The 12,911-nt window shown below is 68.9% G+C and carries 13 protein-coding genes and 1 pseudogene; 7 read left to right on the forward strand and 7 right to left on the reverse strand.

Translation table 11 applies throughout. The features are described from left to right. Positions 1 to 20: 20 nt before the first annotated feature. Both ACT4N8_RS01555 and ACT4N8_RS01560 read right to left on the reverse strand, forming a co-directional pair. Positions 21 to 788 (reverse strand): alpha/beta hydrolase family protein, encoded by a 768-nt coding sequence (locus ACT4N8_RS01555; RefSeq protein ID WP_444856379.1) that lies wholly within the window; start codon positions 786 to 788, stop codon positions 21 to 23. 207 nt (positions 789 to 995) lie between these two features. Beyond that, complete coding sequence (locus ACT4N8_RS01560; RefSeq protein ID WP_444856380.1) at positions 996 to 1,187, reverse strand: hypothetical protein; 192 nt, start codon at positions 1,185 to 1,187, stop codon at positions 996 to 998. A gap of 127 nt (positions 1,188 to 1,314) precedes the next feature. Between ACT4N8_RS01560 and gcvA the strand changes: the two genes are divergently transcribed. After that, the gene (gene gcvA / locus ACT4N8_RS01565; protein WP_444856381.1) at positions 1,315 to 2,262 is read left to right on the forward strand and encodes a transcriptional regulator GcvA; all 948 of its coding nucleotides are present in this window, start codon (positions 1,315 to 1,317) and stop codon (positions 2,260 to 2,262) included. Between the two features lie 49 nt (positions 2,263 to 2,311). Then, on the forward strand, positions 2,312 to 2,866 hold the full coding sequence (locus ACT4N8_RS01570; protein WP_444856382.1) for a hypothetical protein: 555 nt from the start codon (positions 2,312 to 2,314) through the stop codon (positions 2,864 to 2,866). A gap of 5 nt (positions 2,867 to 2,871) precedes the next feature. Here ACT4N8_RS01570 and ACT4N8_RS01575 read toward each other — a convergent pair whose 3' ends face one another. Beyond that, the gene (locus tag ACT4N8_RS01575; RefSeq protein WP_444856383.1) at positions 2,872 to 3,798 is read right to left on the reverse strand and encodes a DUF4349 domain-containing protein; all 927 of its coding nucleotides are present in this window, start codon (positions 3,796 to 3,798) and stop codon (positions 2,872 to 2,874) included. 114 nt (positions 3,799 to 3,912) lie between these two features. On the opposite strand from ACT4N8_RS01575, the gene parC reads away from it, so the two are divergent. Next, entirely contained in the window at positions 3,913 to 6,162 is a 2,250-nt protein-coding gene (parC, locus tag ACT4N8_RS01580; protein ID WP_444856384.1) for a DNA topoisomerase IV subunit A, read from the forward strand. A gap of 88 nt (positions 6,163 to 6,250) precedes the next feature. Further along, positions 6,251 to 8,017: a putative bifunctional diguanylate cyclase/phosphodiesterase gene (locus ACT4N8_RS01585; protein ID WP_444856385.1), complete on the forward strand. Its 1,767-nt coding sequence runs from the start codon at positions 6,251 to 6,253 to the stop codon at positions 8,015 to 8,017. Here ACT4N8_RS01585 and ACT4N8_RS01590 read toward each other — a convergent pair. From ACT4N8_RS01590 to ACT4N8_RS01600, 3 genes are read right to left on the reverse strand one after another with little or no spacing between them, the layout of a single operon-like run. Further along, positions 7,993 to 9,219, reverse strand: coding sequence for a CCA tRNA nucleotidyltransferase (locus ACT4N8_RS01590; protein ID WP_444856386.1), 1,227 nt, complete (start codon positions 9,217 to 9,219; stop codon positions 7,993 to 7,995). The two genes, ACT4N8_RS01585 and ACT4N8_RS01590, sit on opposite strands and share 25 nt — an antisense overlap. Next, complete coding sequence (locus ACT4N8_RS01595; RefSeq protein WP_444856387.1) at positions 9,216 to 9,809, reverse strand: CoA pyrophosphatase; 594 nt, start codon at positions 9,807 to 9,809, stop codon at positions 9,216 to 9,218. The genes ACT4N8_RS01590 and ACT4N8_RS01595 overlap by 4 nt, the downstream gene beginning before the upstream one ends. After that, positions 9,806 to 10,357 (reverse strand): DUF1285 domain-containing protein, encoded by a 552-nt coding sequence (locus tag ACT4N8_RS01600; RefSeq protein ID WP_444856388.1) that lies wholly within the window; start codon positions 10,355 to 10,357, stop codon positions 9,806 to 9,808. The genes ACT4N8_RS01595 and ACT4N8_RS01600 overlap by 4 nt, the downstream gene beginning before the upstream one ends. Before the next feature lie 36 nt (positions 10,358 to 10,393). Here ACT4N8_RS01600 and ACT4N8_RS01605 point away from each other — a divergent pair, with 36 nt between their 5' ends. Next, positions 10,394 to 11,122 (forward strand): SDR family NAD(P)-dependent oxidoreductase, encoded by a 729-nt coding sequence (locus ACT4N8_RS01605; RefSeq protein ID WP_444856389.1) that lies wholly within the window; start codon positions 10,394 to 10,396, stop codon positions 11,120 to 11,122. Beyond that, positions 11,119 to 11,523: a dihydroneopterin aldolase gene (locus tag ACT4N8_RS01610; protein WP_444856390.1), complete on the forward strand. Its 405-nt coding sequence runs from the start codon at positions 11,119 to 11,121 to the stop codon at positions 11,521 to 11,523. The genes ACT4N8_RS01605 and ACT4N8_RS01610 overlap by 4 nt, the downstream gene beginning before the upstream one ends. 4 nt (positions 11,524 to 11,527) lie before the next feature. Here the strand turns inward: ACT4N8_RS01610 and ACT4N8_RS01615 are convergent, their stop codons facing one another. Continuing rightward, positions 11,528 to 12,361: a hypothetical protein gene (locus ACT4N8_RS01615; protein ID WP_444856391.1), complete on the reverse strand. Its 834-nt coding sequence runs from the start codon at positions 12,359 to 12,361 to the stop codon at positions 11,528 to 11,530. 258 nt (positions 12,362 to 12,619) lie between these two features. Between ACT4N8_RS01615 and ACT4N8_RS01620 the strand changes: the two are divergent. Further along, positions 12,620 to 12,911, forward strand: a pseudogene (locus tag ACT4N8_RS01620) (energy transducer TonB); the annotation flags it as partial.

Below are 12,911 nucleotides of genomic sequence, written 5' to 3' on the forward strand. Positions count from 1 at the left end.
GGGGGGGCCCTCGGCGCGTATTAGCCTTGGCAATCGGGGGTCGGTATTCTCGGTGCCTGCGGGCGTTTCACCAGTCTTTGGGGGTGGCCGAGCGGGGCGAGGCGCGGCACGGAGGTTTCGGCAAAGCGCCCGCCCGAGATGCGCGCGATCACCTCGGTGCCGCAGCCGCTGCCCGGGGGGCGCGCCGCTTCCTCGAGATCGGGCAGGCCGCCGAGGCTGACCACGGAGCGGATCGGAATCGGATTCGCGGTCCGCAGCGGCGAGTCCGCCGGCAGCCGCGGCCGCGCGGCGAGCCAGAGGGCGAGATGGCCGCCGGCGCTGTGCCCGGTCGCGACAAGGTTCGAAAGGTCGAGACTGTGCCGTGCCGCATGGTCGCGCAACGCGTCGGCCGCCGCCGCCGCGTCGAGGAAGGTGTTCGGATAGCCGCCGCCCCGGTCGACGCCGCGATAGTCGATGTTCCAGACGGCGAGGCCGCGCCGGCGCAGATCCGCCGCGATCCAGTTCATGATCGTGCGGTCGGCGATTTCCGTCTGCCAGCAGCCGCCATGGACCATCAGCACAATCGGGTGCGGGCCGGGGCCGTCGGGAAGCCAGAGGTCGACCACCTGCAGCGGATCCTCGCCATAAGCGATCGTCGTCGTCGGCGCGGGGCGGGGGCGTTCGAGCAGATCGGGCCAGGCCATCAGCCCGTCGGGGCCGCTTGCCGGGGAAGGGGGCGTCTCGCGCATCGCGCCTGCGGCTAATGCCAGCAGGGCGGTCGAGGCAAGCAGGTTGAGAAAAGCGCCCATGGCGATCCTAGGGATAGACCGCCATGGGCGCTGGTCAAAGCCCCGGGGGCGAGGGGCTTCGGGTTGGAATATTATCAGCAGGTCGGGCTGGTCGTCCGCCAGGGCGCGCTGAACTGGATACGGCTCAGCTTGCACAGGGGGAAAAGATAGGCGTCCCAGGCCCGCCGGACGAGGTCGAGAGGATGGCGCATGGCCTTGCTCCTTTGCTTAAGCGGTCGCGCTGAAGCTGAGGCCGGTGACCAGAAAGGCCGCGACCAGGGCGATCAGCTGCGAGGTGGTGCCGTCCCAGACGGGAAGGCGGAAGAACGCATCGCGCAGGCCGGCGAGGCCACGCGCCACGTCGCTCGAAAAATCGTCATGGTGGGCGACCCACATCCGCCCGAACATTTCGTCACGCATTGTCAGTCTCCTCGAAAATCCGGGTTCCGGCACGCCGCCGGGACGAGACTGAAATGGCAAATTCGGCGCCGCCGCGCCAATGAAAGTCTGGACAGAGGTGATAATCCAGGCTTATGGAAAATCCGCCATGAGACAGCTTCCCCCTTTGAGCGCCGTCCGCGTCTTCGAGGCTGCCGCCCGTCACGAGAATTTCACAAAAGCCGCAGCCGAACTGGGGATGACGCAGGCGGCGGTCAGCTATCAGGTGAAGTTATTGGAAGAGCGAGTCGGCGCGCCTCTGTTCGCGCGTTCGAAGCGGCGCGTGACGCTGACCGAGGCGGGCCGCCGGATCGCGCCCGAGATCAGCCGCGCCTTCGACGGGATCGACGCTGCTTTCTCGGAATTGAGGTCCGAGGACGAATCGATGCTGACGATCTCGACCTCGCATACCTTCGCCAACACCTGGTTCGCCTGGCGGCTCGGCGGCTTCCAGATGGAAAATCCCGGCTGCGCGGTGCGGCTGCTCGCGACCAACGCGCTCGCCGATTTCGTCACCGACGAGGTCGACGTCGCGGTCCGCGCGGGCCGGGGCGATTGGCCGGGGCTCGAGGCGGAGCGGCTGATCCCGATCGATTTCACGCCGATGTGCAGCCCCGTCTTCCTGGAGCGGCATGGCGGCGCGCTCGCGCCGGCCGACCTGCTCGGACTGCCGCTGATCGGCCCGCAGGACAGCTGGTGGGTGCATTGGTTGCGCGAGGCGGGGGTCGACGTGCCCGACGGTCCGGTCGGCCGGGGCCTTCGGCTCGATTCGCAGGCGAATGAGGGCAATGCCGCGATCGCCGGGCAGGGGATGGCGATGCTCACCCCCTTCTTCTGGCGCCACGATCTTGCCGAAAGGCGGCTGGTGCGGCCCTTCGCCCAGCTCTCTCGGGCGAGCTACGGCTATTGGCTCGTCTATCCGACGCATCGCCGCAACGTCCCCAAGATCAAGCGCTTCCGCGAGTGGCTGCGCGAGCAGGTGGACAGCGACCTCAAGGCGCTGATGGCGGGCGAGCCCACGGGCGACGCCAGGGCGGCGGGGGTCGCGGTTCCCTGACCGTCGAAGCATCTCGCGGGGCGAGCGTCATCATGCTAGATTCGGGACCATGAGGGGGATCGGGGCGGCCTTTCTATTTTCCGTGGCGGCGGCGGCGCCTCTCGGCGCGCAGCCGGCCCCGTCGCCCGCGGGTGCGCCGCTCGCGTGCCTGTTCGAGGGCGTCACCCCGGAGCAGCGCGCGCTGGCCGGTCCGATCGCCTTGCAGCGGCTCTCCGACTTCCCGGCTGACGGCGACGAGCGGGGCGTCTCCGCCCTGGACGCGATTCTGGCGGCGCTGCCCCGCTACGCCGAGGCCGGAGGCTGGACCGAGACCCAGCGCGAGATGGCCGAGCTCTATCTGATGGCGCAGCTCGGCCGGGATGAGATGCGGCGGCATTATGCGGTGCAGAATGTCGATCTCACCTTCATCGACGGGATCGTGGCGGCGGCCACCCCCGATTCGCCTCCGCCGTTCGAGGAGATGGCGGCGCGGGTGCGGGCGCAAGGGGTGACCGGCGAGCGCACCGACAGCGCCGAGGACATCGTCTACCTCTATTTGGAGCTAACCGTCCGGGCCGAGGCGATCCCCGGTGTGTTCGCACAGGCCGGTGCGGAGCCGCGCTGAGCGGCTCAGGTCGTCGCGGCCGAACTTTCCGCAGGGCCTGCCGGCGCCGTGCTCCGCCGCCGCCAGACGACGATTCGGCGCACGATCCACCAGATCAGCCCGATCGCCAGCGCCCAGGGGAGCAGGGTGATCAGGATGATGAGCAGGACGGTCCCGCCCTGGAGGAAGTTGCTCAGCGCCTGATCGAGCGCGCCGCTCAGCGACGGGCGCCCGCGCGGGCCGGGGACGAGGTCGCCGGAGCCGTAGTTGAAGACCATCGGCGTCGTCGCCAGCGTCTCCTCGGCCTCCTCGCGATTCGCCTGGATCGCCTGGATGGCGCGGCGCAGCTCCTGTGCCTCGGCTTCGAGCCGCTGGCGCTCGGCCGCGGGCAGGCCGCCCTGGGCGAGCCGCGCCTCGATCCGCCTGAGCTCTTCGTTCAGCTCGGCGATGTCGCGGCCGGCGCGGCGGATCTCGGTGCCGACATCGGTGCCGGTGATCTCGCTCTCGGTCAGCATGCCCTCGGCGCGGGTCACCGCCTCGACCCCGGCGCGGCCGAAGCGGCGCGCGATCGCCGGATCGAGCCGGAAGGCGAGCATCGCCTCGACGTCGGTTTCGTTGACCACGCGGTAGAGCATGCCGGTGATCCGGCAGCGGCGCGGGCCGAGCGACTCGCAGGTCTGGGCGTGCTGTTCCTGCACCTGCGCGACGCGGTCGGTCGGCAGGCGGAAGGCGTAGCGATAGTTGAAGGCGACGCCGGGCGCGGCGGTCGGCGAGATGTCCGGGCCGGCGGCCCTAGAGTCGCGCGTTTGCGGCACCTGAACGGGGGAAGGGGCCGCTGATTCCTGGACATCGTAGGTCTTGAGATCCTGTCCGCCGCGATCCCCGGCAGGATCGCCCGCCTGGCTGCAGGCGCTGGCGAGGAGCAGGACGAGCAATGGAGACGAGCGACGCATCGGCAACCTCCCTCTCATATGTTCGTGTTATATTATTCAATCAGTAGAGATTGACAAGCCGGAATCCGTGAAACCGCGCTCGCCTCGCCGATTCCCGCCTGCTAACGCGCCGGCATGAGTGATGAATTCGATCAGGTTGTCGATGCGCCTTTCGACACCGCGCTGTCCGAACGCTATCTCGTCTACGCCCTCTCGACGATCACCGCGCGCTCGCTGCCGGACCTGCGCGACGGGCTGAAGCCGGTCCATCGGCGCCTCTTGTGGGCGATGCGGCTGCTGAAGCTCGATCCGGCCGCCGGCTACAAGAAATGCGCGCGCGTCGTCGGCGACGTGATCGGCAAATATCACCCGCATGGCGATCAGTCGGTCTACGACGCGATGGTCCGCCTCGCCCAGGATTTCTCGCTCCGCTACCCGCTCGTCGACGGGCAGGGCAATTTCGGCAATGTCGACGGCGATAACGCCGCGGCGATGCGCTACACCGAGGCGCGACTGACCGCGGCGGCAGGCGAGCTGATGGCGGGGCTCGACGAAGGCACGGTTGCCTTCCGTCCCACCTACAATAACGAGGAGGAGGAGCCCGAGGTCTTTCCGGGCCTGTTCCCGAACCTGCTCGCCAACGGCGCTTCGGGCATCGCCGTCGGCATGGCGACCTCGATCCCGCCGCACAATGTCGCCGAGCTGATCGACGCCGCCGTGCTACTGATCGACGAAAAGCGCGCCGAGCCCGTCACGACCGGCCAGTTGCTCGACAAGATCCAGGGCCCGGATTTCCCGACCGGAGGCGTCATCGTCGACAGCCCCGAGCTAATCGCCGCCGCCTACGAGAGCGGGCGCGGCGCGTTCCGGGTGCGCGGCCGCTGGGCGCTGGAAAAGGGGCCGCAGGGCGCGTGGAGCGCGGTGATCACCGAGATTCCGTTCCAGGTCCCCAAGGCCAAGCTGATCGAGCAGATCGCGGCCCTGATCAGCGACAAGAAGCTGCCGATCCTCGCCGACGTGCTCGACGAATCGGCGGAGGACATCCGCATCGTCGTCGAGCCGCGCAGCCGGACGGTCGATCCGCAGCTGCTGATGGACAGCCTGTTCCGGCTGACCGATCTTGAGGTGCGGGTGCCCCTGAATCTCAACGTGCTCGACGCGAGCCGGACGCCGCGCGTGATGGGGCTCAGGCAGGTCCTCAAGGCCTGGGTCGGCTTCCAGCAGCAGATGCTGGTTCGCCGCGCCGAGCACCGGATCGGCAAGATCGACGACCGGCTGGAGCTGGTCGAGGGCTATATCATCGCCTTCCTCAATCTCGACCGGGTGATCGAGATCATCCGCGGCGAGGACGAGCCGAAGCCGGTGCTGATCGCCGAATTCGCCCTCTCCGACCGTCAGGCCGAGGCGATCCTCAACATGCGCCTGCGCAGCTTGCGCAAGCTCGAGGAGATGCAGCTCAAGGGCGAGCGGGACGCGCTCGCCAAGGAGCGCGAGGAGCTCGACAAGCTGGTCAACTCCGACGACCGGCAGAAGACCCGGCTCAAGAGGGACCTCGCGGCGTTGCGCGCGCGCTACGGGCCCGAGACCGAATTGGGCCGCCGCCGCACCCTGATCGAGGAAGCGGCGCCGGCGCGCGAGATTCCGCTCGAGGCGATGATTGAGCGCGAGCCGATCACCGTGATCCTCTCGAAGCGCGGCTGGATCCGGGCGATGAAGGGCCATGTCGATCCGGCCGAGGCGGCGACGCTCAAGTTCAAGGAAGGCGATGAGCTCGCCTTTCCGCTGCTCCACGCCCAGACCACCGACAAGATCCTGCTCGCCGCTTCTGACGGGCGCTTCTACACGCTCGCCGCCGACAAGCTCCCCGGCGGGCGCGGCTTCGGCGAGCCGGTCAAATTGATGGCCGACATCGAAGGGGAGGGGACTGTCGTCGCCCTGCTCCGCGCCGGCGCCGCGGAGAAATTGCTCGTCGCCTCGTCCGACGGGCGCGGCTTCGTCACGCCGGCCGTGGGCGCCGTCGCCGAGACGCGCAAGGGCAAGCAGATCGTCAACCTGCGCCCCGGCGCGCGGCTCAGGGTGGCGCGGCCGATCGCGGATGCCCATGATTATGCGGCGGTGATCGGCGAGACCCGCAAGATGGTCGTCTATCCGCTCGCCGAGCTGCCCGAAATGGGGCGCGGCCAGGGCGTCCAGCTCCAGCGCTACCGCGACGGCGGCCTCGCCGACGCGACCAGCTTCGCCTTCGCGGAAGGGCTGTCCTGGCCGATGGGCGGGGAGAGCGGCCGCACCCGCACCGAGGCCGACATGAACCCTTGGCGCACCGCGCGCGGCGCGGCCGGGCGGATGCCGCCGATGGGCTTTCCGAAGGACGATCCGTTCGGCTGAGAAAAGGGAAGCGGGCGCAAGCGTTTACCGCATTTGCCGGGAGCAAGTTTCAACAGGTCGTTAACCCTGTTCCTTTATCCCCCTCGCCATGCAGTCGGCGATCAAGCGCACCCGCAAGAAACTGGAGGCCGCCGTCGCCGCGGAGACGGCGCTGCCGGCCGAGTTCGTACCGCAGTTGACCGACCTCCTGGAAAGCGTCCGTCAGGGCTATCTCGACGCATTGCCGATCGCCGCCGCGATCATCACCGTGGGCGAGGCCGAGCCCTATATCGAATGCGCCAACGACCAGTTCCGCTTTCTCGCCGAGTGGGACGAGCGGCTGGGCGAACGCAATCTGAGCCAGGTGCCGCTGTTGCGCGCCGGTCCAATCGGCACGCGCCTCCACGCTTTCTTCAAGGGCGGCGAGAGCGCCCACCAGTTCGAAACCGCCGACGGGCGCAGCATCGGCGGCCGCCATTTCACCGTCCGCTTCGCCGAATTGAAGGTCGTCGGCGGCCAGCCGCGCCGCTTCATGCTCACCCTGATCGACAAGACCGCGCAGGTCGAGACCGAGAAGAGCCTGCGCTCCGAGATGCTCCGCGACAGCCTCACCGGCCTGCCCAACCGCTTTGCCTTCAACGAGAAGGTCGACGAGATGCTCGCCGACCCCGGCTTCCGTGAGGGCAGCTACGCAGTGCTCGCCGTCGACATGACCCGCTTCAGCCGGGTCAACGAATCGATGGGCGCGCTCGCCGGCGACGAGCTCCTGATCACCTTCGCCCGGCGTCTCGTCTCGGCGCTGAGGCCCACCGACATGCTCGCCCGCACCTCGGGCGACGAGTTCGGCATCCTGATGCGGCTCGATCGCGGCATTTCGGACGCATTGCGCGCCGCCGAGCGCATCAAGACCGTGCTCACCCTGCCGTTCCGCCTCTCCGACCTCGAAATCCGGATCGACTGCGCGATCGGCTGCGCCGTGCTCGCGCAGGGCGTGGCCAGCGCCGACGAGGTGCTGCGCAACGCCCAGTTCGCGCTCAAGCGCTCGAAGAGCATCGGCACCACCCAGGTCTACGAATCGACCCAGGCGCAGGCCGCGCGCCGCCGGTTCAGCATCGAGACCGACCTGAGGTGCGCGATCGAGGCCGAGGCGCTGACCCTCGCCTTCCATCCCCTGGTCGAGCTTTCCAGCGGCCGGGTCGCCGGCTTCGAGGCGCTCGCGCGCTGGGAGCATGACGGCCAGACCATCCCGCCCGACGAGTTCATTCCGGTCGCCGAGGAATCGGGGCTGATCGTCCAGCTCGGTCGCTGGGCCCTCGACACCGCCACCCGCACGCTCGCCGACTGGGACCGCGCCGAAGGCCGCGCGCTGCCGCTCAACGTCAACGTCAACCTCTCGCCGATCCAGATCAGCCGCGACGACATCGCCGCCGCCGTCTCCGGCGCGCTGGCGGGCGCGGGCATCGCCGGCGAGCGGCTCACCCTCGAGCTGACCGAAGGCGCGATCATCCACGATCCCGAGCGCGTCGCCAAGGCGCTGACCGCGCTGAAGCGCTTCGACGTCCGCATCGCGATGGACGATTTCGGGACCGGCTTCACCTCGCTCGCCTCGCTCCAGACGCTGCCGATCGACCTTCTGAAGATCGACCAGAGCTTCGTCACCGACATGCTCGCCAATCGCGATTCGCAGGCGATCGTCCGCGCCGTACTGTCGCTCGCCGCCGCGCTCGGCATGGAGACGACCGCCGAGGGCATCGAGAGCGCCGAGCTCGCTGCCGAGCTCAGGACGCTCGGCTGCACCTACGGCCAGGGCTATCTCTATTCCGAGCCGATGAGCGCCGACGAGGCGCTTGGCTACTGGCGCTCCCGCAGCGCCTGATCGACGTGGCGCCGCGCCAGCGCGCGCACCTCTTTGCGGTCCGCCGAAAAGCCCAAGTTCACCCATTCCCGCTCGATCGCCTGCATCGTCCTCGCGACGATCGGGCCTTCCTCGAGCCCCATCGCGATCAGATCGCCGCCACTCACCGGCAATTTGGGTCGCTTCCAATCGTCGAGCCTCTTGACCGCCTCGGCTGCCTGATCGGCGGTCAAGGTCTTGTCGAGGAGCAACCGATCAATCGCAACTTCGAGATTATATTTGTACGCAAGGGCCAAAGGATCGTGGAGAGTCAGTCCGTAGGCTTCGCCGGTTTGGATCAGCCGCATCCGCTTCACGTTGGACAGACGGAGACGAGCGGCGATGTCGGCCGCCACCATAGGCTGATTCCTCGGCAGGAGGGCACTCAGTCGTCTGACCGGATCGGGCGCAACGCATGCGTGCTTTTCGCGTCGTACAAGCGCGGCGATCCTCGCAATGCCCCCCTCGTCGATCTCGGGGAGAACCGGCTTCAAGATGCCGCGCTCGATCATCAGCCGCACGGTCGCGACCGGATCGGGCATGGCGAGCAGCTTCAGGAGCTCGTCGGCGATCCGCTCGCGCGACAGCGCCATCAGATCGTTCGCCCGCGCCGCGCAGGCGGCCAACCCGTCGGCGTCCGGGGCGCCCCGTCCGAAGCGCGCGTGGAAGCGGAAGAAGCGCAAAATCCGCAAGTGATCCTCGGCGATCCGCACAAGGGGATCGCCGATGAAGCGGACATGCGCGGTCTTGAGATCGGCGAGGCCGCCGAAATAGTCGAACAATTCGCCGCTGCCGGGATCGGCGCTCAGCGCGTTGATCGTGAAGTCGCGTCGCGCCGCGTCCTCGCGCCAGTCCTCGGTGTAAGCGATGGTTGCCCGCCGCCCGTCGGTGGCGACGTCCTTGCGCAAGGTCGTCACCTCGACGGGACGGCCGTGGATGACGGCGGTCACCGTGCCGTGGGCGAGGCCGGTCGGCACCGCCTTGATCCCCGCTCGGTCGAGCCGCCGCATCACCTCCTCGGGCGCGAGCCGGGTAGCGAGATCGACGTCGCTGACCTCGAATCCGAGCAGGGTGTCGCGCACGCAGCCGCCGACGAAGCGCGTCTCGCCAGCCTTCGCGTCGAGCGTACGCAGCAGCCGCCCCATGCCCGCGCGGGTCCGCCAGGGGGCGTCGGGCAAGATCATGCGAGTTCGAGCCGCCGGCTCAGGTTGACGATCATAGCCGCCGTCGCGCCCCAGATGCGCCGGCCCTCCCATTCGATCTCGTAATAGCAGCGCTCCCGCCCGCGCCATTCGACGGTGCGGACGAGCTGGTGCGCCGGATCGAGCAAATGGTGGAGCGGGACTTCGAACATCGCCGCGACCTCGCCGGGATGGGGCCGAAGCGCAAGGCCGGGCGGGACGATTCCCACCACCGGCGTCACCTCGAAGCCGGTGATCGTGCGGTAGACGTCCGCCACGCCGATCACCTCGACCGCGTCCGGGGGCAGGCCGATTTCCTCTTCCGCTTCGCGCAGCGCCGCCGCGACCGGTCCCTCGTCGTCCGGATCGATCCGCCCGCCGGGGAAGCTGACCTGGCCGGGATGCTTGCGCATCGTCTCCGGGCGCAGGGTCAGGATTACCGTCGGCCGCGGCCGCTCGACGACGGGGACCAGCACCGCCGCGGGCGTGATGTCGCCGCCCTCCTCGCCCTCCAGCACGTCCCCGGTGATCAGCTCGGGGTTGCGGTGGCGGCCGAGCGCCAGCGCGTCGCGCAGAGTCTCGGCGAGGGTCATGCCGCCTCTGCCAGCGGGAAGAAGACCCCGCCGCTCCACAGCCCGGGCGGGTCGCCGCCCTCCGCCAGCGCCAGCTCGGCCAGTTCGTAATAAACCGGCCGCGCGACCAAAGCCTCCAGCCCGCCGCGGACCTGGAGAAATGGGCAGGGCCCATCCTCCCGTTCCTCGAAGCGCAGCCGGTGCGTCGGCCCCGCCACCACTAGGTCGCCCGTGTTGAGACGGAAGGCCAGGTTGCGCTCTTGCCTGTCGCCTTCGCTGCGCAATTCGACCGCGACGAACGCTGCCTCCTCGACCTCGATCTCCAATTTCTCCATCGGGGTGACCAGCACGTGGCTGCCGTCCGGCTCGCGCCTCAGAATGGTGGAGAAGAGCCGGACCATCGCCGGCCGGCCGATCGGGCTGCCCTCATGATACCAGGTGCCGTCGCGCGCGATCCGCATCGCGCTGTGGCCGCAATGGGTCGGATGCCATTTGTCGACCGGGGGCAGCCGTCGTTCCTCCGCCATGCGGGCGATGTCGGCGAGACGGAGGCCGGCGAGGTCGTCCATGGACCGCGCTGTAGCGCCCGGCTATGCGCTGCGTCCATGAAAACGGCGATCGTCACCGGCGGCGCGAAGCGGATCGGCGCGGCCCTCGCGCGCGCTCTGGCCGAGGACGGCTGGCACGTCCTCATCCACTACAATCGCTCGCGCGCGGAGGCCGAGGCGCTCGCCGCCGAGATCGGAGGCTCGACAGTTCATACCGAGCTGGCCGATCCGCAGGCGGTCACCGCGATCATGGCGGCGCTGGACGGCCTTCCGCCGCCCGGGCTGCTGGTCAACAACGCCTCGCGTTTCGTGCTCGATACGGCCGCCGACTTCACGATCGAGAGCTGGGACGCCCATCTCGACATCAATTTGCGCGCGCCGGCCTTGCTGTCGCAGGCCTTCGCCGGCCGGGCGGACAAGGGGCTGATCGTCAACCTGCTTGACGCCAAGCTCGCCGCGCCTAACCCGGACTTCTTTTCCTATACAATCTCGAAGATGGGCCTGGCCGGCCTCACCGAGCTCACCGCCCGCGCCTTCGCGCCGGCGATCCGGGTCTGCGGCATCGCCCCCTCGGTCACCCTCGTCTCGGGCCCGCAGAGCCGGGCCAATTTCGACGAGGTGCACGATCTGAACGCGCTCGGCCGCGGCGTCGACGTCAAGGAGATCGTAGCGGCGCTGCGCTTCATTATCGCAACCCCGACCCTGACCGGCCAGACGATCACGCTTGACGGCGGCCAGCGTTTCCTCTCCCTGCCGCGCGACGTGCAGTTCCTGGAGCAAGAATGACCGACACTATCGCTCGCCTCGACGGCCTTGTCCCCGACCGGCTCGCGCCGAGGACGCGCAAGATCGTGCTCGAGGATTACGATCTGCCTGTCGACATCGGCTTCCACGATTTCGAGGTCGGCGCGCCGCAGCGGCTCAAGGTCACGGTCGAGGTCTGGGTCGACGAGACGAGCTTCGCGACGAGCGACGAGCGGCTGTGCGCCTGGGACTATGATTTCCTCCGCACCGAGATCGGCGCGCTTGCCGCCGGCCGCCGCTTCAACCTGCAGGAGACCTTCGCCCGCGAGATCTACGATCTGGTCGCGGCGCGGCGCGGCGTCACCGCCCTGCGCGTCTCGACCCGCAAGCCCGACATTTATCCCGATTGCGCCGGCGTCGGCGTCGAGCTCGCCTCGTTCTGACGACTCAGCGCGGCTGCCGGTTGCGGCCGCACGAACCCAGTCCCTCGCGCACCAGGCGATAGTCGGCGGCGATCGCGCGCGCCTCGTCGGCGCTCGCCTCGCGCGTGCTCTCGCGCGGCAGCGCCGGGGGCAAAGTGCAGGCGAGCCGGTACCAGAGCAAGGTATCCCGCTCCGGCGCGGCCGCCGCCTCGTCGACGATCTCGGACAAGGCGACCGACCAGCGCGGGGTCTCGTTTGGACGGCGCAGGATGGTGAGCGAGATCGGCCGGTTGTCCGCCGTTTGCAGGAAGATCTGCGTCTCGCTCTCGCCGGAGAGCGAGCCGGGGACGTGGAAGGCGCGGCCGATGCCGGTGATTCGCGGCGGCGCTCCGGGCTGGTTCGCCTCGCGCAGAATCTCGCGCAGCCGCTCGGCGGTATCACTTGTATAAGGAAGCTGGGCGTCGGGGGCAGCGAGGCGGAGCTCGCCGGCGGGCTGGCCGGCGGGGCGCTGGGCGAGGATCAGCCATTCGCTACGGCGGCGCGGGCGCGAGGCCGAATCGTCGGGCAGGTCGACGAGGTAGCGGACTCGCTCAGGCAGCCCGCCCGCGCCGCGAATCAGGGCGACGATTTCGGCCTCGACCAGGTAACGGCGATGTCCCGGCGGCGCGCTCGCCGCCTGCTCGCGGGAGAGTCGGTCGGCGTCCCGGATCCGGACATGGGCGGCGATCGGCGCTGCCAAGGCGAGATCGGCGAGATCCGCATAGGTCAGCGCACCGGCCTGGGGAACCGGTTGCGAATCAATATCTTGCGCGCCGAGAAACATGCCCGCCGCGGCGATGAACAAAGCCTTGAACCCCATGCCATCCCTCGTCTTACCGTGCCGCGCCGCCCACCTAGGGAGCCTCGGATGAACCCCGCATTGCGGCCGCGGCCACGGTCTTGCAAGCGCCTCGCATCTCAAGGATTGCGTCCGCGAAACCGTCACGATAGAGACGCGGACTTCGTCCATGCCGTTCCATGGATGAACCGAACCGGGGCCGCGGCGTTTCACAGCGAGGCGGGCCCGATAAGCATGTGAGAGGAGCGCGGCTGATTAATGTCATACGTTGATCAGGGAATGACCCAGGGCCGGATCTGGTCGATCGTCCTCGTGGCTGTCCTCCACGCGCTTCTAGGCTACGCCTTCGTGACGGGCCTGGCCTACAAGTTCGTGAAGAACGTCCAGGAAGACCTCAAAACGTTCGACGTCGAGGAGCAGCCGCCGCCCGAAGAGGAGCCGCCGCCCCCCGAGACGCCGAAAGAGGTGATCCCGCCGCCGATGGTCGCGCCGCCGCCGATCGTGCGCACCAACAGTCCGCCGCCGCCGATGGTGACGATCCCGAGGCCGCCGCCCATGCCGCCGCCCATCA

Origin of the sequence: Sphingosinicella sp. (assembly GCF_052387495.1) — a bacterium.
Classification (GTDB): domain Bacteria; phylum Pseudomonadota; class Alphaproteobacteria; order Sphingomonadales; family Sphingomonadaceae; genus Allosphingosinicella.